Raw genomic sequence first — 25,613 nt, forward strand, 5'->3', positions numbered from 1 at the left:
TTTCTAGTCGCTAAGCTTTCCTGATTGTCCTTCTCGTATTCAAACTTTTTGATTCAATGATTTCGACAAATTTTGTCGCGGCTCTAGAAAGAGGTACTGTTTTCAAATAACACATACCAATACTTCTTGCCGGGATACTTTCCTTTAAGGTTAATTCGTAGAGGTGACCTCGTTGAAGATAATCCTTTGAAAACTCCTTTGTTACACACGCAATGCCGAGGTTACTACGGGCAAACTCTAGCACTAGATCGTGGGAGCCTAGCTCAAACTCTGGTTCAATATAGATCCCTCTTGCAAGGAGATAATCTTCTACATATTTTCGTGAATTTGATTTTTTCTCAAGGAAAATAAGTGGGAATTTCAACAGATCCTCATAGCGTAAACTTTTAGATGATAGTGTTTTATACTTCTCCCCGCAGACAAAGATATCTTGAATATCTGTGCATACTGTTAACTGTAAAGTAGAATCTTCTATTGGAAAATTACAAAATCCTATATCTACCTCACCTGATTTAATAAAATTACAAATCTCAGAGGTTGTACCATTTAGCATCTGTAATTTAATATTCGGATACATAGTATGAAACGCTTCTAAATAAGGCATTAAAAAGAAGCGTGAAATGGTATCTCCTACCCCAAACTTTAATTGCCCTGTCGTTAAATTTTTAAATTCCAGTAACTTCTCTTCTCCAGCATCTAGAAGTCCTAAAGCTGAATTTGTATATTCGAAAAGTAGGCTGCCCTCTGTGGTCAAAGTCACACCTTTCGGGGTCCGATTAAAAAGACGTGTACCGAGCTCTTTCTCCAATTGCATCATAGCCTGACTAACAGCTGGCTGTGTCATGTATAAATCCTTAGCAGCCCTCGAAAAGCTATTATTTTTTGCTACAACACTAAAAACGCGATATAAATCTAATTTCCCTATCATATAAGCACCCCTTATAGCTATTATATGAACTATTAATTTTACTTATATCATTAATGAAGAGTATAGTAAAATCATATGGATTTTATTTCATTTGACGTTAGAGAGAATGAGGAGAGATTAAATTGGAACGTGTAATCGGTACAGTTGTAAGAGGTCTTCGTGGTCCTATTATTAACGAGGGCGATAATATTGAACAAATCGTTGTAGATACAGTGTTAAATGCTGCAAAAATTGAAGGATATGCAATCGAGGATCGTGATATTGTCACAGTAACTGAGTCTGTCGTGGCACGTGCACAAGGTAACTATGCAACGATTGACGATATCGCAGTAGATGTAGCGGCAAAGTTCGGTGATGATACGGTAGGTGTTATTTTCCCAATTTTAAGTCGCAACCGCTTTGCAAACTGTTTACGTGGAATCGCAAAAGGTGTAAAAAAAGTTGTATTAATGCTTAGCTACCCATCCGATGAAGTTGGTAATCACCTTGTAGATATTGATGAGCTTGATGTAAAAGGTATTAACCCATGGACGGATACACTAAATGAGGTTGAGTTCCGCGAGCATTTTGGCTATAAAAAACATACATTTACTGGTGTAGATTATATTGAATACTATAAAGAGTTAATTGAAGCGGAAGGGGCTTCCTGTGAGGTCATCTTCTCTAATAATCCAAAAACAATTTTAAATTATACAAAGAGTATTTTAACATGTGACATTCATACACGTTTCCGCACAAAACGTATTTTAACAGCGAATGGTGCAGAAAAAGTTTACAGCCTTGATAACATTTTAGCTGAATCTATTAACGGTTCTGGCTTCAATGCGGAGTATGGCCTTCTTGGCTCGAATAAAGCAACTGAGGATAGTGTGAAATTATTCCCACACACTTGCCAACCAATTGTTGACGGAATCCAAGCAAAAATTAAAGAAGCTACTGGCAAAACTGTAGAGGTCATGATTTACGGTGATGGCGCATTTAAAGATCCAGTAGGCAAAATTTGGGAGCTTGCAGATCCTGTTGTTTCGCCAGCGTTCACAGCGGGATTACATGGTACACCGAACGAAGTAAAATTAAAATACTTAGCAGACAATGATTTTGCGGACCTTCGAGGTGAGGAATTAAAAGCTGCTATTTCGGAATATATTCAGAATAAAGATGAGGATTTAACTGGTCAAATGGCTGCACAAGGAACAACACCTCGTCGCTTAACTGACCTAATCGGTTCCCTATCTGATCTTACATCTGGTTCAGGTGATAAAGGAACACCTATGATTTACATTCAAGGCTACTTTGATAATTACACTAAATAAACAAAAATGAACTCTCGTCCTAATGAAGAGAGTTCATTTTTATTTATGATGAGGATGACAGGAATCGAACCTGTAATCTCTTTGAAAAGGGATATGCTATCCTTGCACACTTCCTCATAGTTTATAATTTTTGAAAGATTATTATAGTATTACATTTTTCTCAGTCCTTTTTATTGTATAATTCGTCACCTTAATTTCATTAGCTCCATTTTATTTTAAGCCATTAGGTATGATTTCTTCTTGTAGCCAATGCTCACTTGTTTGAACATGCTGTGGTCTCACAAATTTCCCCAAATTATATCGAAAATCATCATAATGGAATGCATCAATATTTCTAATGACATATCCCTCTTGTTCACCATCAAATATTGATTTACCAGTAAATGTACGTTTTATCTTTTCTTCATCAAAAATACCCCGATATAAAACAGGAACCGTTTCAATACCTAATTCAGCCGCATATGCTACTGTTTCGTCCCAGCTTAAACATATATTTTCTTCATTCCAAATACTAAATAAATAAAAATAGCTTGTTAGTGCTTTATAATAAATGGAATGCTTCGCATACACATTTTCCCCGCATAATCGCCAATCATTCGGTATATGATAAGCAAAACTCGCATGAAATGTTTTTACCCAATGTCTAGAGGGATGATTAGCGGAATGGATGCTTCTAGCATGCATATAGTCTTTATATAGTGTTGTACCTTCCCCGTCTAACTTTTCAGTTACAACAACCTCTTTCCCAACAAAATGATTTACATTTTTAGCAACCTTATCATCATGTGTGTAGCCTCTGCTCCATGGCAAATGAAAGCTTCTTGGATATTTCATTAACTTCGTCATATTTTCACTCCCTTTCCCTATTGTTTATTTGGCAAATTGATCTGCCTCACGGAAAAAATAAAGCCTTGTTAATAAATCACCATCTAATAAGTGATAAATTTGGCTTCCTCCTCGATCGCCCCCATACTGGATTAACATATGAAATTGCACTAAATGAACAACCTTTAACACAAAGTCCTTTTCAAAGCCTAACTCTAATAGAAAATGGCACACCAGTTGAGCAGATACGTTTTCATGTCCAAAATAGCCATAGCGTTGTTGTAATGGTTTATATTTTTTGCAAAATGGTTTACCGACATCATGAAACAATGCAGCTATTTGTAGAGCTAGTTTATCGCTTTCTAAATAATACTCATTGATATACGCATACACAAAATACGTATGCTGACATAATAAAAATTGATGGAATGAGTTTTCTTGATCGAATTGATAAATTTCTTTAAAAAGTGGAACTGATCGAAGTGTTTGAAAAAGTTCTTCATAAGTGGGCTGGCTTTGTAAGAGTGAAATAAATTGTTGTTGAGAAATATCATAAGGACCTGATTCATGTACAATATGCACTTCATCAAAACCTTCTCCTACTGTCGGGAATTCTAAATACTTTCTCATTTTCTCCATTACCATTAATGGGACATGCCGTTTCCGTTGCTGGTTTCTTTCTACACAGGTTACATAAGGTGTATCAAAATAATAACACTCCTTTTTAAAGGTACTTGGTAACTTTCGTAATGCAAATATCCTGCGCTCCCGTTCAATATTGGTTGCATCCACAATGACAGAAAACCCTTTTGCCACTAAGTTATTAAGACGCTCATATAATGTACGAAAGACCACACGCGATTTCTGCTTAGTTGCGTCACCAAACAATTCATCCCGTATAGCGTCACTAGATAGGATAACCGCATTTTCTCTTTTCGCTAGCTCTTTTACAAATGTACTTTTTCCACTACCAGGCAACCCCACTGTAAAGATCACCTTCATTATTTTCACCTCCCTTCAAGTTTTTATATCGTGTAATGTGGCGTCATCTTTAGTATATCGCCTATCATTTCTAATAAAAATTTATGGTCATCAGTCATAATATGATGCAATTTTACATATAAAAAAGACTGCTCCACCTTTTTTAGAGCAGTCTATGTATATCAATAACTTATTAGCTTATACATTTATTATAGCATAAATTTACAAAAATTACTAGACTATACTTCCTTCAGGAGTAGAGGTATGATAAATTTCCTACTTCAATCACCCTATCGAATAATTGCATTGAGGCTCTTTTGCTTTTTCCTAGGGTCTTTGGACAACCTATAAAAGTGAATCACAATTACCTTCATCTCACCATTTATATAGGTGAGGGTTATTGTCAAGGGAAGCAAATAACTACGGAGAGGAATGTGAGTAAACGTTGGAAAATCAAAAAGAATGGCTAGAAGAAAAGCTTTATCTTGAGGATTCTTTAAACCTCATTCATCACAAAATAAAAGAAATACAGCTAAAAGAGAAAGGCTTCAAAGAAAATGCTGTCGCCTTAAAGAAAACGTTTTGGAATGACGTCAGGGTTAATTTAGATACGGCTGAGGATGTCGATGAAACTTTTTTTGCCATTAAGCAACAGGTAGAGCTTTTATCTGACTCAGAGCTTGCACAACAACGTGCGATTCGAAATGTGAAGGTCTATGAACGTTTACAACAATCACCCTATTTTGCTCGTATTGACTTTTTACAAAATGGGGAAAAAGATCCCTTAAAAATTTATATAGGTGTTGCTACATTATTGGATGAACAGGATGAAAATATAATCATATATGACTGGCGAGCGCCTATCTCAAGTATGTATTATGATTACACACCTGGCGATGCATCCTACGAAACATTAGGTGAAGAAATTCATGGAGAAATGTTATTAAAAAGACAATTTATTATTAAAAATGGCCAACTACAATCGATGTTTAATACAGGCCTTACAATTGGCGATGATTTATTGCTAGATATTCTTGCCCAAAATGCAAACGAGCATATTCGTAGTATCGTTGCAACGATTCAAGCTGAACAAAATAAAATTATTCGACATGTAAACTCCCGATACCTCATCGTCGAAGGTGTTGCTGGTAGTGGTAAAACTGCGGTGGCCTTACAGAGGGTCGCCTATCTATTGTATCGTTATCGCAATGAAATGACTGCCGATCAAATATTACTAATAACGCCTAATCAACTTTTCAATCAATATGTCCATACGGTCTTACCCGATTTAGGTGAAGACAATATGCAACAATTAACTTTTATAGAGTATGTGGAAAAACGATTAGGTCGTCAATTCCAATTGGAATACCCTTATGAGCAACTAGAAGATCTTTTAACAGAAAAGGATGACGCTCATTATGAAACTAAATTAAGTATTATTTCATATAAAGCGAGCCTTGATTTCAAAGATTTAATGGATCACTATGTAAGCTATTTATCGAATAAGGGCTTATTATTTAAAAATATTGTATTTCGTGGGGAACGTATTATTACTGCACAGGAAATTTCGGAATACTTCTATTCCTTCCCTTCCTCTATATCGATACCGGATCGCCTACAATTCGTGAAAGAGTGGTTATTACAGCAACTAACGAAATTTGAAAGAGCTGAGCGTACAAAGGAATGGGTAGAAGAAGCAACTGAACTTTTAGATAAAGAAGACTACTCTAAGTCTTACAGTGAGCTTTTATATGAGGGAAGCTATACAGAAAACTCCTTCGATGATTTTGATCAAGAACGCCAAAAATTAGCGAGACAAATTGTTAAAAAACACTTTAAACCGTTACGTAATTCTGTTACCAAGTTAAAGTTTGTTCATATTTTAGGTATATATCGCCAACTCTTTGATCAAAATAGCCCTTTTTACAAAGCTTTACAGCATCTTATGCCCGATCATTGGGAAGATATTTGCCAACACACACATACTAATTTAACAAAACGCCTTATTGCCTATGAGGACGCCGCTCCATTTTTATATTTACAGGACAAAATTGAAGGGCAACAGACAAATACGATGATCCGTCATGTTTTAATTGATGAAGCACAGGACTATTCACCATTCCAACTCACAGTATTACAGCAACTATTTCCAAAAGCTCGAATGACCATCTTAGGGGATGGACACCAAACGATTCACCCTCATACCTTTGAGAATCCTTCACTACTTGACCCTGAATTATATGGTGGGCAGGCCGAAAAAATGATTTTAACCAAAAGCTATCGTTCGACAAAGCAAATCATTTCACTCACTTCCAATATTTTAAATGATGGTAGTGAAGTAGAGGCTTTTAACCGCAATGGTCCTGAACCTTCAATTACCATTGTGCCAAATGAATTAGAGTTAGTTGATCGAATTATCCAGAACATCAATAATCTTTCTACCAAATTTGAAACAATTGCAGTCATTTGTAAAACTACAGCTGAATGCTCTGCTGTATACGAACAATTAAGAAACCAAATAGATATTCAACTCATTACTCACAGCACTAAGCAATTTAAAAAGGGTATTTTATTACTTCCAGCGTATATGGCGAAAGGAATTGAGTTTGACGCTGTCATTATCTATAATGCGTCTGCCGCTAATTATTCAAGAGAAAGTGAACGGTACTATTTCTATACAGCCTGTACGAGAGCTATGCATGAGTTGTTCATCTATTCCATTAATAAAGTAACTTCTTTCCTTCAATAACAGGTTACAGGAGATTCTGCATTTTACAGACTCTCCTGTTTATTTTATATATAGAACGTATAGTCTTCTGGAATGACACGTTTTAAAAATTTCTTTGTGCGCTCCTCTTTTGGGCTTACGAATATATTATGGGGACTACCCTCTTCAACAACAACGCCTCCATCCATGAAAATCACGCGATTGGCGACATCTTTGGCAAAGCCCATTTCATGTGTGACCACAAGCATTGTAGTACCCTCAGCCGCAATATTTTTCATGACTTGCAATACTTCTCCTACTAATTCGGGATCAAGTGCAGATGTTGGCTCATCAAATAAAATAATATCAGGATTCAATGCTACTGCTCGTGCAATGCCTACACGCTGTTGCTGACCGCCAGATAACTGACTAGGATAGGCGTTGTATTTTTCAGATAAGCCTACTTTGTCTAGTGCCTTTTTGCCAATTTCCACAGCCTGAGCCTTCGGGATCTTACGTCCAACGATTAACCCTTCGGTAACATTTTCTAATGCCGTTTTATTTGTGAACAGATTATAATTTTGGAAGACAAATGCGACGCGCTGACGAATTGCATGTACGTCTTTTTTCTTTACATGTTGAAAATCAACTTCGATATCTCCAAATGTCGCATAGCCTTGATCTGCCTTTTCTAAAAAATTGATGCAGCGTAATAATGTTGTTTTCCCTGAGCCACTAGGACCTAAAATAACAACAACATCCCCTTTATCAATAGCTAAATCAACACCTTTTAAAATTTCATTGCCACCAAATGACTTATGAATATTTTTAATTTCTAACATAATTATTCACCCCTTAGGCATGTGCCGCTTTGTATTTGCTTAAATACTTTTCATAGCGCTTAAACAAGTATTCGACTGTACTACATAAAATTAAGTACACGATAAAGATATCCAAATAGGCTTCTACGTAATTATAGCCAACGTTTGCTGCCACTTTTGCCTTCAATGTAATTTCAGGAAGGGACATTGCGTAGCCTAGGGAGGTAGCCTTAATAAGATTAACGGTAGCTGTGCAAATATTCGGCAATGCAACTACTAAAGCTTGCGGAATGATGATTCGAGTATATGCTTGGAATGTTGTTAAACCTACTGAATGCGCTGCCTCTAATTGCCCTTTTTCAATCGTACTTAATGCAGAACGAAATACCTCTATTAAAATTGCCGTTGAACTGAACGCGAAAACAATAAATGCATACCAAATTGGATTGATTTTATAAATATCATATTCTATATGATACTTTTCAAAAATAACTTTTAACATTAACGGGATACTACTATATATAATAAAGATTTGTATAATGATCGGCGTCCCTCGTACGAAAGAAACATAAATTTTCGCTAGATGGTGGATAACTGGAATTTTATTAATCCTCGTAAGTGCCAGTAAAAAACCAAGTGGTAGAGCTATCAACAAAGCAACAACTGTCACAAGGAGAGCGATAGGAACACCAGATAATGCAACAAAAAATGTTTCAAGTAAAAATTGATAATTCACAGTTATGCCTCCTTACGTTGTTTCTAAGGTCTTCTTACCCTTGCCAAATACCTTTTCTAATATAGCAAATATTTTTTCTATAATAATTGATAACACCCAATAAATAATGGCTAATGCAATATAAATTTCTAATGCATGTGCATTGATATTACTTGCGATAATTAAATTTGCCTTACCGACAATATCAATTAAACCAATTGTATAAGCTAGTGCACCTTCCTGTAATAAAGCGATCATGCCATTCCCAAAGTTCGGCAGAGCAACTACAAGTGCCTGCGGGAAAATGATTCGACGGTAGGCCTGGAATGGTGTTAGCCCAACACTAACAGCTGCTTCAAACTGTCCTTTGGGAATTGCTAAATAAGCGGATCGTATTACCTCAGACATAATTGCTGCAAACTGCAGGGTGAAAGTTACGACTACGAAAATAGCCGTCTCAATTGAATGGAGATTGAGACCGACATTTTCAGCTAATGCTGGGACACCATAATAAACAAGAAATAATAATACAATAGAGGGCGTACAACGCATAATTGTTGTATACAAGTTTGCGATTTTTTGTAACCATTTCAAGGAAGATAGTTTGGCTGCCGCTAACAATAAGCCAAACAGTGTACCTAAAATAATAGAGGACCCTGCAACTAGGAACGTAATTTTTAAAAAGGGTACTAACACAGGGATTGCGTTCCAAATATATGTTGCGTCAAAATATTTATCCATTTCCTCACCAACTTTTGTTTTTATGAATAAAGACTGCTGAGTGTCACTGACTCAACAGCCTTATAAATTCGTTACTTTTTCAACTAACGATTAACATTTTCTAATACTTCAAATAAATCACGGCCATAGAACTTAGTGCTTAATTCATTTGTTTTCTTTTGTTCCTTAATTTGTGCTATCGCTTTATCATAAGCATCAGCGAATTCTTGTTCCTTTTTATTGAACAATGGCCATGTTTTAATGACAGCAAATTCGTTATAAACAACCTCATCTTTTAAGTTATAATAAGGGCCATCTTCGGCAAGAACCTGTTGTTTAAATGGTCCCTCAATCATGACACCACCATCAACACGTCCTTCATTTACCCACTGCACAACATCAACTGTAAATGCATCGCCAGCCTCAAGCTTAACTTTATTATCAGGGTTTGCCGTATTGTATTCATCAATAATTGTATATTGAGCGTTATTAGCAGCAATCGGTGCTAACGAATAGCCCTTTTTCGCAAAATCAGCTAATGTTTTCACACCTTCATCCTCTTTACGTAAAACTAGACCTGCACTACTTAACCCTAAAAACTCCTTCGGGAAAATAAATTTCTCTGTTCGCTCTTGCGTAAAGAAGGCATTTTTTACCCCTACTTGATATTTCCCTTGCTCTACACCAATCAATAAATCATCACTCGTTGTGCCTACATATTCGAATTGATAGTCCGGCAATAATTCATCTACTAATTTCATTACTTCTACATCATAACCTGTAGGATTCCCATTATCGTCAATATAACTAATCGGCTTTGATGCTTGATCATAGGCAACCTTAACCGTACGAACCTTATCACCATCGCCTGAATCCTTTTCAGCTGATTCTCCAGAATTACAAGCTGTTAAAAGTGCTATAGAAGCCAAACCAACCGCAGCAAGTTGAAAAATTTTATTTTTCTTCATATGTCATTTCTCCTTATTCCTCATGTAAATTTTCATTAACTTTCAGATAGCTTCTTCTGTTCGATTGCAGCAGTCGCTAATTTAATAATCGTCATATCATCCATTGGCGGATTATGAAGTCCTGCACGAACGTTGCGATAGTAGCGTTGTAATGGATTTGTCAGCTGTAAGCTTTTTGCTCCAACTACCCGCATTGCCTTATCCACTATTTCAATAGCCAGATTTGTAACTGTATGTTTAGCCACAGCCATTTCATTTGTGATAAGTCCTTGTCTTGCTGGATCATCGTAGGCTTCAGCCACCCCATACAGGACAAAACGTGCTTGATGGAGCTTTAATTCAATATCTCCTAAAAGCTGTTGTACATTTGGTAACGTACTAATCGGAGCATTCAAGCTATTGGGCTGATGATGATTAGCAAAATGAATGGCATAATCACGGGCAGCTTGTGCAATACCTAAATAGGTAGCTGGAATATGGAGTATCCAGCCGTTTATCTTACCGCCACTAGGATGACTTGGTAACTCAACTAAATGCTCCTTTGCTACAACGACATCTTTTAACACAAGATCATGGCTACTTGTGCCTCGCATTGCAGACATTTCCCAATTTTCTTCAATGGATAACCCTTTCGAATCTTTATGAATGAGGAAAAACCCAATTTGTTGCTTTTCTTCAATCCAAGCTGAAGTTAGAAAATAATCGAGTACTGGAGATGCAGTCGTAAAGATCTTGCGTCCATTTAATAGCCAGCCATCTTTTGTAGAAACAGCGGTTGTTCCAGGTCGACCACCACGCGTTGGACTTCCCGTTGCTGCCTCACTAACAGCTCTATTAATGATGGCACCTCCCTTTATTTCTTCAGCAAACGCTGTTAATAAATTCTCAGTCCATAACTTCGTTTCATATATTTCACCGACAACGCCTAATGTCCACCCAAGGGATAGAGATGCGTTCTCGTCATAGCTTGCTAACGTTTCTTGCACAAGCACCATATCATAGACTGATAGACCTTCTCCGCCATATTGCTTCGGTAAAGTAAGCTGCGGGTAGCCCATTTGCAAAAGTAATCGATACGCCTCGAAAGGGAAACGAGATTGTTCATCCACCTCAACAGCCTTGGACTTGATCGGCTCTGCAATAGCTGCGAGTTGCTCTAACCAAAATCGTTGTCGCTCTGTTTTTACAAATAAATTTTTCAAGTATATCTCCTTCTTCCCACAATATATCAATTACACCTCGGCATATTTGTATCTAAATTTTTTTGGGGCTTGCTCGAAAAGCTCCCCTTCAAATCCGATACTTCCGAAGGGTTTACTTGATTGAGCACCCAGTGAAATGAATCATCTTCCTCTCTAGAGGAGGAGTATTCCGTTCAATTAATATAAATCATATAAATTTACTAAGAATTATTAGTGAAAAAAAATCTCTGCCTACTTATTGTAGGGAGATGCTATTAGGTACTGAATTTTCAGATTCGTTGACACTTATAATACTTTTCACATTTAAAAATGTCAATGGGTAATATACAAGTTTTTTTGTTAGTTTAATATGAATTAAAATGATTCAACTTTACCCTTTTATTTATGCACCAAGCTTTGTTTACAACATATGCTAAGACTAATGAAAGAGGTGTATACATGACGAACAACTTCACTTCGCCACAAAATGGTGGCACCTTATCCTATTTCGCTCCACAAGTAATTCAAACTAAGTTTGGTGATATTAATGGTGATGGCTTTTTTGAAACCATTTTTTTAATGGGCACTAAACAGCCTGATAGTCCCTTATGGAAAGATATAACACTCGCTATTTTTTATGGTCAAACAAGACAAATGGAACAAATTCCACTGAAACAAAATATAGGCTATAACCCAACCCTTTTCTTAGGCGATTTTACTGGTAATCATATTGAGGATATTTTTGTAATCTCCGATACAGGAGGTAGTGGAGGTATAATTAATGGCGAGATATTTGCCTCGATCAACAACCAAATACTTTCTATTTTTGATGCAGAGTCTTTCAATAACAAACTAAAATATAGTGTCCGTTATGTTGATCACTACAAGGCTGTTGTTCAAAGTTCGAATCCTGCTAAACGATACACCATCGATTTACAGTATAAGGGTACAGACTACTTAGCAGAAATCTATAATCCAGATGGCACTTTAAAGCAACCAATTGAAGGCTGGGTAGATCCTTTTAGTGGACTATATCCCGTTGATTATGATCGAGATGGGACATATGAAATTTTAGGATATCAAGAAATTGCCGGTAGATATCATGCTGACGGATTAGGTTATGTAGAAAATATTTTAAAATGGAATGGTCGTGAATTTATAATAGACCGACAAACAGTATCTATTTTTGGAGAGGATTTATCATAGAGACTATCTCTATTAAATAAGATAAAAAGTAAATCTGCTCGTTTTAATGCAATAATCTAACAAAAACGAGCAGATATTGGTATTTATACTTGTTTTTCAACTAAAGCAAAATAGTTATTTTCAGGGTCTGCAAAATTAAAAACTCTACCCATTGGCATCATTACTAGATCCCCTACCTTAATGCCCTTTGCTTGAAAGTCTTGGTACATTTCTTCAATTTTATCGGCGTAAAACATAATGGAAGGTGTTCCTAAATTTAGTTCTGGCTGCATTTTAGCGATAATTTCTTTATTGTGCAATACAAAGGATGTTTGAGCTTCCTTCGTTGGGGCAATTTCTATCCAGCGCATCCCAGCTTCTTCCTGTTCAGCAACGACAACAAATCCTACTTTTTCAGTCCAAAACTTTACCGCTACATCTTGATCATTAACATAGAGCATTACCTGTCCAATTTGATGAATCATGATATTCCTCCCTCCTCTTTTGAGATTAGTATACATCAATCTTGACCTTTATATAGCTTCTAACAATATTTAATTTTGAGAAATTTCGAATAATTGATAGTCATATATATTACTCACAAATAATTAATCTAAAGTACTTAACTTTTCTTTTTTTTCTGATAGAATGAGAATTATTTACCTTCTAGGGAAAAGTATAGAACAAAAAAATTATGTGAGGATAATACAAGTGAAACAACTAAGTTTAAGAAAAAAGCTTATTTTCTCGTTTTTAGCAATGCTTCTCATCCCAACACTGTTAATTGGAATTGTTTCCTACCAAAGTGCTGAAAAGCAGATTTCAGAAGAACAACAAGCAAGTGCAACTGAAAGTGTACGTATTCTTAATACCAACATTACGAACATGATTAAACCAAAATTAGAGGATGTACAATATTTTTCAAAGAAATTTAATAAATCCTTCTTTCAAGATGAAAATGTTCCAAAACTTAAATCATTACTAAATGAATACGTTAATATGCACCCTGAAGTAGAATTGATTTATATTGGTACTTCTGATGGTAAACTATTGGACGAGCCTGCTCAAGACTATCCTGATGGCTTTGATCCACGTACACGGCCTTGGTATACACAGGCTTTAGATAGTAATGGCGGGGTTTCTATTACAGCTCCATATGTAACCCAATCTACAGGTGACATCGTTATTACAATCACTCAAGCATTACCAGATGGCTCTGGCGTATTAGGACTAGATTTAAATATTTCGACACTAAGTGACATAACGAATAATATTCGCATTGGAGAGACTGGCTTTGCTTCCCTTTTAGATAACAATAAAATTTATATTGCCCAGCCAGATAAAGAAAGTGGTACCGAGGCAGCAGAAAGCTATATTACAAAAATTTATGAACAAGAAAGCGGATCTATTGTTGAAAAGGACCGTCATATGCAGTTTATGACCAATGAACTAACTGGTTGGAAGGTAATTGGTACAATGTTTACTGCAGAGGCTGCAAAGGCTGCTACCTCCACATTGAAGATTAACTTAATCATTATTGTAGTTTCAATTTTAGTTGGCGTTTTGTTTATGCTCTTCATGATTAAATCGGTTGTCAACCCGATTAATAAACTTAAACAAAGTGCCTTAAAAATTAGTGATGGTGATTTAACAGAGTTTATTGACATTCATTCTAAAGATGAAATAGGACAACTCGGTGAAGCATTTGTCTCGATGAAAGTTAGCCTAAAAAAGCTAATTCGCAATGTTGACCAAAGCTCACAACAGGTTCAAAATTCTGCCCAAAGTCTTTCTGCAAATGCTGAGCAAAATATTGCAGCATCGGAACAGGTAACAGAAGCTATGCAACAGGTTGCTATGAGTACTGAGAAGCAAACAACCAGCATTGACCAAAACGCTATTTCAGTTGAGGAAATTGCTAAAGGGGTTGTCGAAGTTGCTGATAGCGCACTCCAAGTTTCAGACCTATCCAGTCAAGCCATTCAACTAGCTGAAGAAGGAGGCCAATCTGTCGAACAAACTGTACAACAAATGAATTATATTCATGAATCTGTTACACAATCGGATAGAATGATTAAAACTCTTTATGACCGCACTAAAGAAATCGGTTCAATTTTAGAAATGATCAGTGCTATTTCTGACCAAACCAATTTACTAGCTCTAAATGCTGCTATTGAAGCAGCACGAGCAGGAGAACACGGCAAAGGCTTTGCAGTCGTGGCAGATGAAGTTCGAAAATTAGCAGAGCAATCCCATCAATCAGCGGAACAAATTTCTGCGCTTATTACAGGTATTCAACAGGATACGGCTAAATCTGTTCAAACAATGATGAAAGCTTCCTCAGATGTCCAAGAAGGTCTACAGTTATCCAAGGATACAAAAAAGAAATTTACAAGTATCGTTGAAAGTCTTCGAGAGATGGCACCGAAAATGGAGGATATTTCTGCATCAGCACAGGAGATGTCTGCGGTGGTGGAAGAAGTGTCAGCAACAGCGATTGAACTGTCAGACCATGCAAAACTTAATGCTGCTGCCTCTGAAGAAGTGGCAGCATCAACGGAGCAAACATTATCTTCCATGCAGGAGATTGCTTCTTCAGCTAAAACGTTACTCGATATGGCTGATGAATTACAGGGCTATGTAAATCGTTTTAATTACTAAATGAAACAGCACGATGATCGTTGGGTAAAACCCAGGATCATCGTGCTTTTAATTGCGCTATTTATTCATTTACCTCATGGCTAAATTGCCATTCAACGCCGAATTTATCAGTAAGCGAGCCGTAACATTTACTCCAAAAAGTTTCTTGTAACTCCATTGTCACTTTTCCACCATCTTTAAGCTTGTCAAACGCTTTTCGCATTTGTTCTTCATCATCGGAAACAATCGCTAGCGTGACATTATTCCCAACTGAGAACGGTGAGCCCGGAAATGTATCTGAGAACATAATTCTACTACCAAATACAGAAAGTCTTGTATGCATAACAAGATCCTTCGCTTCCTCTGGTAAGGGATAATCAGGATTTTGGGGTGAATCTCCAAACGTCATAATTTCAGCCTTGTCCGTATTAAAAACATCTTCATAAAACGTAACAGCTTCTCGACAATTCCCATTAAAAATTAAATATACCTCTACTGCCATTTCCAACACTCCCTTGTCATTTTTTGAAACAATTCTATTGTACATGGATTACAAATCAGAACACAAATTATAAATGAAAAATTCATTTACCCAAAAATTTTACTACATTTAATTTTAAATTTTTTATTTATTTTCACAAAAGCTTTGACATTTACTCAAAAATCATGTAAATTACCAAATGGCGAACAATTTAAATTAAATCTTTAAAAATATTCGTATTTTAGGAGTGTATATAATGGATAACGTATTTGACTATGAGGATATTCAACTAATTCCCGCAAAATGTATTGTAGAAAGTCGTTCAGAATGTGATACTTCTGTTACTTTAGGAGGACATACTTTTAAACTTCCTGTAGTACCTGCAAATATGCAAACAATTATCGACGAAAGTCTTGCTAAGAAGCTAGCTGAAAACGGTTACTTTTATATCATGCATCGCTTCCAACCAGAAAAACGTAAAAACTTCATTCAAGAAATGCAAGGTGATGGCTTAATCGCTTCCATAAGCGTTGGTGTAAAAGAAGAAGAGTATACTTTTATTGAAGAATTAGCAGCTGCCCAATTAGTACCTGATTTTATTACAATTGATATTGCACATGGTCATTCAAATGCTGTTATTCGTATGATTCAACATATTAAGAAACACCTACCAAGCAGCTTCGTCATTGCTGGTAACGTTGGAACACCTGAGGCAGTACGCGAACTCGAAAATGCTGGAGCAGACGCAACGAAAGTAGGAATTGGACCAGGGAAAGTTTGTATTACTAAAATCAAAACAGGCTTTGGTACAGGGGGCTGGCAATTAGCTGCATTACGTTGGTGTGCAAAGGCTGCTACTAAGCCAATTATTGCTGACGGTGGTATTCGTACACACGGAGATATCGCTAAATCTGTACGCTTCGGTGCTTCAATGGTGATGATTGGTTCACTATTTGCTGGTCATGAAGAATCACCAGGTGAAACAATCGAAATCGATGGTAAAACAGTGAAAGAATACTTTGGCTCTGCTTCTGAATTCCAAAAAGGCGAACGTAAAAATGTCGAAGGTAAGAAAATGTATGTTGAGCATAAAGGAAGCATCAAAGATACTTTAATTGAAATGCAACAAGACTTACAATCATCTATTTCCTATGCTGGTGGTACAAAACTAGAAGCTATTCGAAATGTTGATTATGTGATCGTGAAGAACTCTATCTTCAACGGTGATAAAGTATACTAATAAATCGTAACCCCAATTAAGAGCAAACATCTTAATTGGGGTTTTTTATGAACCTTACCTCTTTTATAATTCTTTATAAACTTATATCCGTTATCAGAATTTTCTATTATATAACTATATTGAAGTGATACCGCTAATTCAGATGCAAAGATGATACACACGCTGCAACTTTCACAAAGTCAGGCGATGTCATTTAGTGAAGTAAAGGGGGCTTTTACTTTCCTCGCAGACTTCATCCGCGACATTTCGGAGCATCTTGTCTCACTCGATAAGGGGTTGAACGAAATAGCTGATAATCGGATTATTGTGATGAAAGCTATTAAAATAGCCAGTGTAGCTACCGAGCAAATTAATGCTTCTATTGACGAACAGAAGTCAGCAGTAACCTCTATCATGAACTCCTCTATGGAACTTCATACAGATGCAGAGCGCATGCATGACTTAGTAGAACGCTTTACATGAATTTATAAAAAAGAATGCTACGCATAGTCCGTAGCATTCTTTTTATTATTATAGTTTGTTAATAACAGCGTGGATTGTTTCCTTAAGTTCTGCATCATGATCAGCAAGATCTACAAGGTTACCTAGACGCTCACGTAATACAGGACGCTCAATTACTAACTTTTCATCAAGTACTTGTACTAGTAGTTCAATAATTAGACGGTCACGAACATTTAACGCTTCTTCTAAACGTTCTGGTGTAATTTTCGCATCAGTTTTTGCAGCTTTTGCCATTTTAAAAACCCCTTTTAAATTTTATATTCATGCACATCTATTTTAGCATACCACTAAATTATTTTGAAAACTTTCTTTCATGAAAATATACCAAAACTTTACAAAACCAAATAGAAACATTAATGATAAATTGTTATATTCATATCATAATGTATCAAAGCATAGCCATATAATGATGTGTTGCTCCCTCATTATTTAGAAACGTTTAATAAGGAATTCGATTGGAGGAATTACATGAATCAAAAAAACTCAACTTACTTACAGCTCATTAAAGCTGTGCCTAAATCTCTCCAGCTATTTCTCAATGTCTGCCTTGTATTACTAGCTCTCATACTTTCATTTTTACTTTTTAAGGAGCTAATTGAATTTCTAAAAATTTTATTATTTGCCAAGGAAGGCGGCGATTATAAACAATTCCTTGCCAATATTCTTATTTTCTTTTTATATTTTGAGTTCATCACAATGATTATTAAATATTTTAAAGAGGATTATCATTTCCCGCTTCGCTATTTTATATATATAGGTATCACAGCGATGATTCGTTTAATTATTGTAGAGCACGATCATCCTTTGAACACGTTAATTTATTCTTTAATTATTCTAATATTAATAATAAGTTACTTTATTATTAATATCACACCACTTGAAAGACCCTCGAGATCATCTCTTTTTATAGAAAAAGAACATTAATAAACCGTGAGAGTCTTTTAAAATGCCGATAAACATGTTGGCTTTTCAATGACGAAGAAAAATTGCTGCAATACCTGTAAATAGTGCTCATCGCTAACCGTTATTTGACTAAGCATAAAGAGCTCTTGGACTGTTACGACACCCATTATCAATGAAGAAAGCTCTGCTACATCAATGCTTACTTCAACATCATAGCTACCACTTTCTAAAATGTTAATGGTACCATTAACGGCTTCAATAATGAGCTGTTGGCTATTCTCAACGAGTAAGGAATCCATAACGATCAATTTAAGTGTCAGGGTGACACCGTTAAAATTACGCGTCTTAAGCTCATCAAAAAAACCCTTCACATTAATAATACGATACATTAGTCCAACTCCTGACATGGCACTTGCATGATAGACACTTGGAATTAATTGATTTGTACCATTCCTAACATCCCCTAGAAAGAAATGAACATTTTCTTCTTGGGTATTCCATTCAATCCTATTTACCTGGTCTGCCTGGCTGTTTAAGAATGTACTAAGCTCTAATAAAGCTTGTGGAGTCTCATAGATGAACTCTTTAATAACCAAATTGTTCAGCATAAAATTATCGTCACTTTGCTTTTTAAACGAAAAGACTATATAGCCCTGTACAGTACCTTGCTGTTCCATCGCAATCACATAATTTTCAATGTTTTTAAAAATAAAGGATACCTCAGATGTTGTTTTAAGAAACATCCCATGCTTTTTAGCTGCAACCCTGTTATAGCAATCTATTAGCTGTTGCTGATCTTCAATGGTTAAATATTTTAGGTGCTTTTTCGTAGGCCCCTTAGGAAAGCTTAATGGCTCTACTAAGTATTGATAGATTTTTGGTCCATACCCAAAGCCCATTTTCTTATAAAAATCCGGTCTAAATGGATACAGTGCCACGAAGTGAATATTCTTCTCAAGAAAAATACTAAAAAAATGCTCGATTAATTCCTTTGCAACCTTCTCTTTTTTATATAATAAATCCACTGCAACTAATCCTACCCCACCGACTGGTAGCATGTTAGAGAATAGGCTCATTTGAAAGTCATGTAGTCGCATACCACCTATGAGTTTGTCATTTTCCCATAGTCCATAATAATGAAGAGACTTGTCATTGCTCTGATTGTACATAAATAGATTCTTTAGCCGCTCTTTTGTCGGTTGTGCCCCATCCATTCTTCCCGGATAGGCTCCTACAACGATATTTACAAAGGATACAAAGTCTTGTTCCTTTACTATTTTCTCTATCACTCTCACCATTTCCCCTCCATTTTTAAAGAATTGCATGTTGTTCTTGATTTTTTCATATTAATTTTTAGATGCCATAATAACATATATTACCACAATAAATCATGAGCATTGAAAATGATTAAAGGAGGAATTTGAATGACTTTAATTGATTCTTATCTTCACGAAGTGTCTAAAAAGCTACATAAGAATACGCGGCGTGAAGAAATATTGCTTGATCTAAAGGCTACTATAGAGAATATGTTGCCTGAGCAATATTCAGAATCTGATGTGAAAACCGTACTCCAAAAACTCGGTAACCCTGTAAAAATTGCTGCAAGCTATCAGGATACACCCCGTTTTTTAATTGGCCCAGATATTTTTGACCAATACATCGGAACGATCAAACTAGTCATACCTTGGGCAATGTTCATGACGATCATTATTCAAGTAATTAAAAAAATAGTGCTGTTTGCAGGGGAAGAGGCACTTCTCACAACAATTATTTCAACATTTTCCATGATCATTGTTGCCGTGATTTCTGTATTTTTTCACGTATTGTTTTGGATCACGGTTGTCTTTATCATCGTTGAGCGATCTGGTTCTAATAAAATTCAACTGCCTTTTTTGAACGCGAAACAATGGTCCCCTGATGATTTAGTAAAAATAAAAAATATTCCTAAAGACAAAGTCATCACTTTAAGCGATACAATTTTTAGTCTTTCAGGGATCTTTATTTTTGCTTTTGTTTATTGGAATGCCTATCGTCTTTTAGGTATTTATACAACAAACGACAACGGTAGCTTGAAATTCGTTATGCCGATCTTTAATCAAAATATTTTACAAACGTTTGCCCCTATAGTCTTCCTATGTATTATTCTTAGTGTCGTTTTAACGTTCGTCAAATGGCGCTCAGGTCAATGGACAATGCCAATCGCTATAACTAATGCACTGCTTCAAGGTGGAGGAACCGTTGTATTTATTGCCCTGGCAATGCATCAAGATTTTATTCATAGTGCCTCCATCCCCTATATAGCCACTATCACAGATACAGCTTCAGCTAAGGTAACATTTTTTATAGATAAGATTTTACTCCTCGGTATGATTACTGCTGTATTAGTAAATGCATTTGATATATATCAAGGATTTAGAAAAGCTAAAATGTAAACTCTCTTTCATTCACTTTCTAGCAAACTATACATTCAGATCGCCAAAATACCTTTATTCTCTGATGTTTTGTATAATGATAAAGTTGAAAGTATTTTATATACATGAATAATAATCTGCACAATTCAATCAGAGTAAGGAGAAGTAACTATGACCATTCTTCTAGTAGATGACAATCAAGTCAATTTATTTGTCATTGAAAAAATACTAAAAAATGCAGGTTATGATAACTGTGTTTCTCTTTCATCTGCTTATGAGCTATTTGATTATTTACAATTAGATGCACCAAATCCAACAGGAAATTCAGTAGATTTAATATTGTTAGATATTATGATGCCAGAAGTAGATGGTATTGAGGCCTGCAAACGTATTAAACAAAATGAAAGTTTGAAAGATATTCAAATTATATTTGTCACAGCGCTCGAAGATAAAAACAAGCTAGCAGAAGCATTAGATATCGGTGGTGTAGATTATATTACAAAACCAATTAATAAAACGGAGCTGCTTGCAAGAATTCGAGTTGCATTACGTTTAAAATCGGAATTAGATTGGCACACTCAGCATGAAAAGAAAATACAATATGAACTCGATTTAGCCACTCATGTACAACGAAGCCTACTAAGCCCACCATTAAACGAGAAGGATATCCGTATTGAAGTTTCTTATTTACCATCCTCAAATTTAGCGGGTGATATGTATTATTGGTATAAAATAGATGATCATCGCTATGCCATTATACTTTTGGATATGATGGGTCATGGAATATCTGCAGCACTTGTTTGTATGTTTATCTCCTCTGTTTTAAGAGAGGCTGTTAAACAATTAAACGAGCCTGAACTTGTCATTAAAGAACTGAATCGTTATATGACCCTGTTGCAAGATGGAAAAGACAATAATCTTTATTATTTTACAGCCATATATTTAGTAATTGATACAGAGCAAAAAACAGTCGAATATATAAATGCTGGTCATCCTCCTGGATACGCACTAATAGACGAAAAAACATGTATTCCATTAAATCAAGGAAGCTGTGCGGTTGGCTTTTTCGATGAAATTAAAGTTAAAAAGCAATGTATTCAATATGAACAGGATATTCAAATTGTGCTATTTACAGATGGCGTATTAGAAGCAATGGGACCCTGTGAAATTGAATCAGAAAAGCATTTGCAAACGCTAACATCCTCCAAGTGGGATTATTCACAATGCCTGATTGACAATTTATTACCGAAGGATAAACAAGAAAATCAACCAGATGATATGTGTGTATTAATGATTCAAGCAACTAGCACTTCTATATAAATAACAAAGAGAGGCTATCCAATGTTAGGATAGCCTCTTACTCGTTAATATATTTTTTGATAAATTCTTTCATTGCTAGCAATTTCACTATATTTTGAAATAACCTCATCAAAGCGCAATGTTTCTTTATCCCCTAAGCATAGAAAACCTTGCTCACTTAGACTTTCATAAAACAACTGATGTACTTGACTCTGTAGCTTAGGTGAAAAATAAATAAGGACATTTCGACATAAGACTACATGAAACTCATTAAATGATTGATCTGTTACTAAATTATGTTGAGCAAAAATAATATTTTTCAATAATGTTGGGTGGAAGTAGGCATATTGATAATCTGTATTATAGTACTCCGAAAAAGCGTGGACACCCCCAGCAAGCATATAGTTTTTCGTATAAGCCTGCATTTTATGAATAGGAAAAGCGCCTTTCTTTGCTTTTTCTAATACTTGCTCATTCATGTCTGTTGCGTAAATTACTGCCCTATCGATTAGCCCCTCTTCTTGAAGCAAGATAGCCATAGAGTATACTTCCTCACCTGTCGCACAACCAGCATGCCAAATCCTTATTTCTGGGTACTCTCGTAAAGTGGGGATCACTTTTTCACGAAAGGCTTTAAAAAAACTAGGGTTACGAAACATTTCGGTTACATTTATCGAAAAGTCATTCAAAATTTGCTCTAAAAATTCCTTATCATGAATGACCTTTTCTTGTATACGTGAAATCGTTGGAATGTTATTTATTCTCATCCTATTGAAAATTCTACGCGAAATCGATGAGCGATTATATTGACGAAAATCATACCCAGATAAACGATAAATAGCCTCTAGTAACAAATCAATTTCTAAATTTGTTTGCTTATTTAATTGTATATTTTGCTCCAAAGGCTGAAATTGTTCCATGTTCATTAACTCCCTTTAGAAACCAACCATACTCTTAAAACCGATATTAATTGATCTAAATTTAATGGCTTACTAATATAATCTGATGCACCAGCCTGTAACGATTTATCGCGATCATTTTTCATAGCTTTTGCTGTCAGCGCAATAATCGGTAAATCTGTGCGTTTCATTTGTTGACGAATAATAGTCATCGCTTCATAGCCATCCATATTAGGCATCATAATATCCATCAGAATAAGATCGATCTCAGCATTAGCTTGCATGACCTCTAAACATTCAAGTCCGTCTTTGGCCACTAAAATGTTCATACCTCTTTTTTCTAGAGCAGTTTTTAACGCATAAATATTACGGTTATCATCATCTACTATTAAAATATTTTTCCCTTGGAAGACCTCTACTTCTTGTTGAAGAGCTTCCTCCATTTCTTGTGGTTGTTCTTCTATTTGTTCCTCTTCTACCGTCGTAGCGGCAACTTCGTTCATAGCAAGCTTTTGGCAATGTTCCTCTTCAATTCCATTTGGTAAACTTGGAATCGTTAACGTAAAGCTACTTCCTTGTCCCTCTGCACTTTGCAGCGTAATCCAGCCACCAAGCAGCTTAGCAAATTCCTTACAAATTGAAAGACCGAGCCCAGTTCCACCATATTTCCGAACTGTAGCACCATCTGCTTGCTGGAATGATTCAAAAATTAGCTGATGCTTGTCTTTTGGAATACCTATCCCTGTATCAGATACGGTAATTTCCAGCCAATCTGTGCTTATGTCTTGCATATTATTTGTTAATTGTTGTGGTGTTAGCTGGTTAATGGCTAATGATACAGATCCTTGTTCCGTAAATTTAAACGCATTTGATAATAAATTTTTTATGATTTGATGGAATCTCTTTTCATCCGTATAGAATACATCTACAACATGATCTGCCTTTGAAATATCGAATGCTAAATTTTTCTTCATTGCAACAGGTGCAAAGGTATGTTCAATTTGCACTGGTACTTCACTCATATTCACTTCATTAAAAATGATATCAAGCTTCCCAGCCTCTACTTTTGATAAATCTAAAATATCATTGATTAAAGCAAGTAAATCTTCTCCAGAAGAATGAATCACTTTAGCAAACTCTGTTTCCTCGTCTGTTAAGTTTTGTTGACTATTTTCTGCTAGCATCTCCGATAAAATTAATATGCTATTTAAAGGTGTTCTTAATTCATGTGACATATTTGCTAAGAACTCGGATTTATAATTAGAATTAAGTATTAGTTGTTCTGCACTTTCTTCTAATTCCTTCTTCGCCCTCTCCAACTCTCTAGATTTAGATTCAGCCTCTTTCGTGCGCTCTTCTAGTTGCTCATTAATCATTGTCAGCTCTTCTGTTTGCATTTGTAACTCTTCAGATTGTGTCTGAAGTTCTTCTGACTGAACCTGTAATTCTTCTGTCATTGCTCTGGATTCATTTAATAGACGAACAATTTCCATACGCCCTAACACACTATTCACTGTTAAGCCAAATGTTTCAGTAACTTGCTGCACTAATTCTTGCTGCAACTCACTAAATTTAGTCATTGTTGCGATTTCTACCACTGCTATAACTTCATTCTCAAAAATTATAGGGATCAATAAAATATTTTGCGGCCTTACTTCACCTAAACCCGTTCTAATTAAGCGATAGTCTTGCGGAATATTATCATAAAATAATATCCTTTTTTCTAATGCGCATTGACCGATTAATCCTTGTCCCATTTTAAAGCTTTCAATACCGACACGGTCATCTCCATCAGCAAAAGCAGCCTTTTTCACAAAATGTACTTGTTCCTCTGTTACTTCTCTGACATAGAATGCACCAAGGGAGGCTTGTGTTTTCTGTGCTACTTCTGATAGGAAGATCTCAGCTAATTTTGTAATTGCTGAAACACCTTGATATTTTGTCACGATTTCTGCAATATTACTTTGTAACCATTCTCTCTTTTCTACTGACTCTAACAGTATATTTGTTGCTTCAGCAAGATCATTTATTTCATCATTAGAGCTCACATGGATTCTTCTCGTGAAATCACCTTTCGTAGCAGCCATTTCTTTAATGGTTTGTGTAACTTCCGTTATCGTTCTCACGATTGAACGTGAAATTCCACTAGCTATCACAATGGCAATGACAGAAACTAAAATTAAGATCCCAAATAAGCCACTTGTTAATTTACTATTCTGTTTGTCTAATTGACTTGCCTTTGCTTGTGTATAAGCATTTTCAGTTGAGCGGAAGGAATCAAATAATTTGCGCATTTTCTCCATATCTTGGCGCCCACTATCTACTTTAAAAAATTCATTCAACGCTTCTATATTATTATCCTTTTTCAATTGGATTGTTGGCTTACCTGAAGTATTTATCCAATGTTCAATCGTTTCCTCTATCTCTTTTAACTTTTCCTGTTGAGAAGGTTTTTCCTTCATTTGCTGATAGAGATTATTAAAATCTAACTTCCAATTTTCAGCCGCATTATCATAGGGCTCTAGATAACTTGGTTCACCTGTAATGATGAAACCTCGCTGACTCGATTCCATATCTAATACATACTTTTCAATCTCATTGGTTAAAGTTTGAACATTGGAATCGTATTTAATAATAAAATTCCGTTCTTTTTGTAAAGAAGTAATTTGATTATTTAATATGACAACGGCAGCAAGTAAGCAAAGAATGATTACGATATAACCTAATGTAATCTTGGAGCGTATACCCAATTTCAATTTATTTAACATTTGGTTTTCCTACCTTTACCTTTCTTTCACTTTATTATTATTACTAGTATACATGCAAAAATAACTAATTATCTCTTCTTTTAACATTCACAATAAAGAAACTTTGCCAATTTCATATTAATAAGTC

The 25,613-nt window shown here is 35.6% G+C and carries 23 protein-coding genes; 9 read left to right on the forward strand and 14 right to left on the reverse strand.

The features are described 5' to 3' along the window. Positions 1–10 precede the first annotated feature (10 nt). Positions 11–928, reverse strand: coding sequence for a LysR family transcriptional regulator (locus tag MKY49_RS22245; protein WP_341387097.1), 918 nt, complete (start codon positions 926–928; stop codon positions 11–13). Between the two features lie 122 nt (positions 929–1,050). Between MKY49_RS22245 and MKY49_RS22250 the strand changes: the two genes are divergently transcribed. Beyond that, the gene (locus MKY49_RS22250; protein ID WP_274795009.1) at positions 1,051–2,241 is read left to right on the forward strand and encodes a coenzyme F420-0:L-glutamate ligase; all 1,191 of its coding nucleotides are present in this window, start codon (positions 1,051–1,053) and stop codon (positions 2,239–2,241) included. Positions 2,242–2,451: 210 nt separating this feature from the next. Here MKY49_RS22250 and MKY49_RS22255 read toward each other — a convergent pair whose 3' ends face one another. Both MKY49_RS22255 and MKY49_RS22260 read right to left on the reverse strand, forming a co-directional pair. After that, positions 2,452–3,087 carry an RNA ligase family protein gene (locus MKY49_RS22255; protein WP_312506387.1) on the reverse strand — a complete coding sequence of 212 codons (636 nt, stop codon included), beginning with the start codon at positions 3,085–3,087 and terminating at the stop codon, positions 2,452–2,454. A gap of 24 nt (positions 3,088–3,111) precedes the next feature. Then, the gene (locus tag MKY49_RS22260) at positions 3,112–4,068 is read right to left on the reverse strand and encodes an AAA family ATPase (RefSeq protein WP_274795011.1); all 957 of its coding nucleotides are present in this window, start codon (positions 4,066–4,068) and stop codon (positions 3,112–3,114) included. Positions 4,069–4,492: 424 nt separating this feature from the next. Between MKY49_RS22260 and helD the strand changes: the two genes are divergently transcribed. After that, a complete protein-coding gene (gene helD / locus MKY49_RS22265) occupies positions 4,493–6,796 on the forward strand; it encodes an RNA polymerase recycling motor HelD (protein WP_274795012.1) in 2,304 nt (767 codons plus the stop codon). Between the two features lie 44 nt (positions 6,797–6,840). Here the strand turns inward: helD and MKY49_RS22270 are convergent, their stop codons facing one another. From MKY49_RS22270 to MKY49_RS22290, 5 genes are all read right to left on the reverse strand, one after another. After that, positions 6,841–7,596 (reverse strand): amino acid ABC transporter ATP-binding protein, encoded by a 756-nt coding sequence (locus tag MKY49_RS22270; RefSeq protein WP_274795013.1) that lies wholly within the window; start codon positions 7,594–7,596, stop codon positions 6,841–6,843. Positions 7,597–7,609: 13 nt separating this feature from the next. Further along, positions 7,610–8,311, reverse strand: a complete 702-nt coding sequence (locus MKY49_RS22275) for an amino acid ABC transporter permease (RefSeq protein ID WP_274795015.1) — start codon at positions 8,309–8,311, stop codon at positions 7,610–7,612. A gap of 12 nt (positions 8,312–8,323) precedes the next feature. After that, a complete protein-coding gene (locus tag MKY49_RS22280) occupies positions 8,324–9,031 on the reverse strand; it encodes an amino acid ABC transporter permease (protein WP_274795016.1) in 708 nt (235 codons plus the stop codon). 83 nt (positions 9,032–9,114) lie between these two features. Further along, positions 9,115–9,978, reverse strand: coding sequence for a transporter substrate-binding domain-containing protein (locus MKY49_RS22285; RefSeq protein WP_274795017.1), 864 nt, complete (start codon positions 9,976–9,978; stop codon positions 9,115–9,117). Positions 9,979–10,013: 35 nt separating this feature from the next. After that, on the reverse strand, positions 10,014–11,180 hold the full coding sequence (locus tag MKY49_RS22290; protein WP_341387098.1) for an acyl-CoA dehydrogenase family protein: 1,167 nt from the start codon (positions 11,178–11,180) through the stop codon (positions 10,014–10,016). Between the two features lie 438 nt (positions 11,181–11,618). Here MKY49_RS22290 and MKY49_RS22295 point away from each other — a divergent pair, with 438 nt between their 5' ends. Further along, entirely contained in the window at positions 11,619–12,365 is a 747-nt protein-coding gene (locus MKY49_RS22295; protein WP_313471401.1) for a hypothetical protein, read from the forward strand. An 83-nt stretch (positions 12,366–12,448) separates the two neighbouring features. Here MKY49_RS22295 and MKY49_RS22300 read toward each other — a convergent pair whose 3' ends face one another. Further along, the gene (locus MKY49_RS22300) at positions 12,449–12,829 is read right to left on the reverse strand and encodes a VOC family protein (protein ID WP_274795020.1); all 381 of its coding nucleotides are present in this window, start codon (positions 12,827–12,829) and stop codon (positions 12,449–12,451) included. Positions 12,830–13,055: 226 nt separating this feature from the next. Here MKY49_RS22300 and MKY49_RS22305 point away from each other — a divergent pair, with 226 nt between their 5' ends. Then, on the forward strand, positions 13,056–15,005 hold the full coding sequence (locus MKY49_RS22305; RefSeq protein WP_313471399.1) for a methyl-accepting chemotaxis protein: 1,950 nt from the start codon (positions 13,056–13,058) through the stop codon (positions 15,003–15,005). A 61-nt stretch (positions 15,006–15,066) separates the two neighbouring features. Here MKY49_RS22305 and MKY49_RS22310 read toward each other — a convergent pair whose 3' ends face one another. Further along, positions 15,067–15,486, reverse strand: a complete 420-nt coding sequence (locus MKY49_RS22310) for a VOC family protein (RefSeq protein ID WP_274795022.1) — start codon at positions 15,484–15,486, stop codon at positions 15,067–15,069. Positions 15,487–15,721: 235 nt separating this feature from the next. Between MKY49_RS22310 and guaC the strand changes: the two genes are divergently transcribed. Together guaC and MKY49_RS22320 are read left to right on the forward strand one after the other, a co-directional pair. Then, a complete protein-coding gene (gene guaC / locus MKY49_RS22315) occupies positions 15,722–16,705 on the forward strand; it encodes a GMP reductase (protein ID WP_274795023.1) in 984 nt (327 codons plus the stop codon). A gap of 150 nt (positions 16,706–16,855) precedes the next feature. Further along, positions 16,856–17,167 (forward strand): hypothetical protein, encoded by a 312-nt coding sequence (locus tag MKY49_RS22320; RefSeq protein WP_322605780.1) that lies wholly within the window; start codon positions 16,856–16,858, stop codon positions 17,165–17,167. Positions 17,168–17,215: 48 nt separating this feature from the next. On the opposite strand, the gene MKY49_RS22325 is transcribed toward MKY49_RS22320, so the two are convergent. Continuing rightward, the gene (locus tag MKY49_RS22325) at positions 17,216–17,440 is read right to left on the reverse strand and encodes a hypothetical protein (RefSeq protein WP_004233486.1); all 225 of its coding nucleotides are present in this window, start codon (positions 17,438–17,440) and stop codon (positions 17,216–17,218) included. Between the two features lie 234 nt (positions 17,441–17,674). Here MKY49_RS22325 and psiE point away from each other — a divergent pair, with 234 nt between their 5' ends. Next, positions 17,675–18,130 carry a phosphate-starvation-inducible protein PsiE gene (psiE, locus tag MKY49_RS22330; RefSeq protein WP_274795025.1) on the forward strand — a complete coding sequence of 152 codons (456 nt, stop codon included), beginning with the start codon at positions 17,675–17,677 and terminating at the stop codon, positions 18,128–18,130. A 17-nt stretch (positions 18,131–18,147) separates the two neighbouring features. Here the strand turns inward: psiE and MKY49_RS22335 are convergent, their stop codons facing one another. Then, on the reverse strand, positions 18,148–19,407 hold the full coding sequence (locus MKY49_RS22335; RefSeq protein WP_341387100.1) for a GNAT family N-acetyltransferase: 1,260 nt from the start codon (positions 19,405–19,407) through the stop codon (positions 18,148–18,150). A gap of 126 nt (positions 19,408–19,533) precedes the next feature. Between MKY49_RS22335 and MKY49_RS22340 the strand changes: the two genes are divergently transcribed. After that, positions 19,534–20,541 (forward strand): HAAS signaling domain-containing protein, encoded by a 1,008-nt coding sequence (locus MKY49_RS22340; protein ID WP_341387101.1) that lies wholly within the window; start codon positions 19,534–19,536, stop codon positions 20,539–20,541. Positions 20,542–20,691: 150 nt separating this feature from the next. After that, positions 20,692–21,840, forward strand: a complete 1,149-nt coding sequence (locus MKY49_RS22345; protein ID WP_274795028.1) for a fused response regulator/phosphatase — start codon at positions 20,692–20,694, stop codon at positions 21,838–21,840. Between the two features lie 44 nt (positions 21,841–21,884). Here the strand turns inward: MKY49_RS22345 and MKY49_RS22350 are convergent, their stop codons facing one another. Both MKY49_RS22350 and MKY49_RS22355 read right to left on the reverse strand, forming a co-directional pair. Next, positions 21,885–22,739: a CheR family methyltransferase gene (locus tag MKY49_RS22350; RefSeq protein ID WP_274795029.1), complete on the reverse strand. Its 855-nt coding sequence runs from the start codon at positions 22,737–22,739 to the stop codon at positions 21,885–21,887. A 5-nt stretch (positions 22,740–22,744) separates the two neighbouring features. Continuing rightward, positions 22,745–25,486, reverse strand: a complete 2,742-nt coding sequence (locus MKY49_RS22355) for an ATP-binding protein (RefSeq protein ID WP_322605778.1) — start codon at positions 25,484–25,486, stop codon at positions 22,745–22,747. Between the last annotated feature and the right edge of the window lie 127 nt (positions 25,487–25,613).

The organism is Lysinibacillus sp. FSL M8-0134 (assembly GCF_038069745.1).
GTDB classification, from domain to species: Bacteria; Bacillota; Bacilli; order Bacillales_A; family Planococcaceae; genus Lysinibacillus; species Lysinibacillus irui.

What these genes read in the sequence shown, in the direction of transcription:
- MKY49_RS22350 (WP_274795029.1), bottom strand. Translation starts at nt 22,739, where the DNA reads ATGGAACAATTTCAGCCTTTGGAGCAAAATATACAATTAAATAAGCAA.
- guaC (WP_274795023.1), top strand. Translation starts at nt 15,722, where the DNA reads ATGGATAACGTATTTGACTATGAGGATATTCAACTAATTCCCGCAAAA.
- MKY49_RS22335 (WP_341387100.1), bottom strand. Translation starts at nt 19,407, where the DNA reads ATGGTGAGAGTGATAGAGAAAATAGTAAAGGAACAAGACTTTGTATCC.
- MKY49_RS22320 (WP_322605780.1), top strand. Translation starts at nt 16,856, where the DNA reads ATGATACACACGCTGCAACTTTCACAAAGTCAGGCGATGTCATTTAGT.
- MKY49_RS22255 (WP_312506387.1), bottom strand. Translation starts at nt 3,087, where the DNA reads ATGACGAAGTTAATGAAATATCCAAGAAGCTTTCATTTGCCATGGAGC.
- MKY49_RS22300 (WP_274795020.1), bottom strand. Translation starts at nt 12,829, where the DNA reads ATGATTCATCAAATTGGACAGGTAATGCTCTATGTTAATGATCAAGAT.
- MKY49_RS22270 (WP_274795013.1), bottom strand. Translation starts at nt 7,596, where the DNA reads ATGTTAGAAATTAAAAATATTCATAAGTCATTTGGTGGCAATGAAATT.
- psiE (WP_274795025.1), top strand. Translation starts at nt 17,675, where the DNA reads ATGAATCAAAAAAACTCAACTTACTTACAGCTCATTAAAGCTGTGCCT.
- MKY49_RS22245 (WP_341387097.1), bottom strand. Translation starts at nt 928, where the DNA reads ATGATAGGGAAATTAGATTTATATCGCGTTTTTAGTGTTGTAGCAAAA.
- MKY49_RS22285 (WP_274795017.1), bottom strand. Translation starts at nt 9,978, where the DNA reads ATGAAGAAAAATAAAATTTTTCAACTTGCTGCGGTTGGTTTGGCTTCT.
- MKY49_RS22345 (WP_274795028.1), top strand. Translation starts at nt 20,692, where the DNA reads ATGACCATTCTTCTAGTAGATGACAATCAAGTCAATTTATTTGTCATT.
- MKY49_RS22295 (WP_313471401.1), top strand. Translation starts at nt 11,619, where the DNA reads ATGACGAACAACTTCACTTCGCCACAAAATGGTGGCACCTTATCCTAT.
- MKY49_RS22340 (WP_341387101.1), top strand. Translation starts at nt 19,534, where the DNA reads ATGACTTTAATTGATTCTTATCTTCACGAAGTGTCTAAAAAGCTACAT.
- MKY49_RS22325 (WP_004233486.1), bottom strand. Translation starts at nt 17,440, where the DNA reads ATGGCAAAAGCTGCAAAAACTGATGCGAAAATTACACCAGAACGTTTA.
- MKY49_RS22310 (WP_274795022.1), bottom strand. Translation starts at nt 15,486, where the DNA reads ATGGCAGTAGAGGTATATTTAATTTTTAATGGGAATTGTCGAGAAGCT.
- MKY49_RS22260 (WP_274795011.1), bottom strand. Translation starts at nt 4,068, where the DNA reads ATGAAGGTGATCTTTACAGTGGGGTTGCCTGGTAGTGGAAAAAGTACA.
- MKY49_RS22355 (WP_322605778.1), bottom strand. Translation starts at nt 25,486, where the DNA reads ATGTTAAATAAATTGAAATTGGGTATACGCTCCAAGATTACATTAGGT.
- MKY49_RS22280 (WP_274795016.1), bottom strand. Translation starts at nt 9,031, where the DNA reads ATGGATAAATATTTTGACGCAACATATATTTGGAACGCAATCCCTGTG.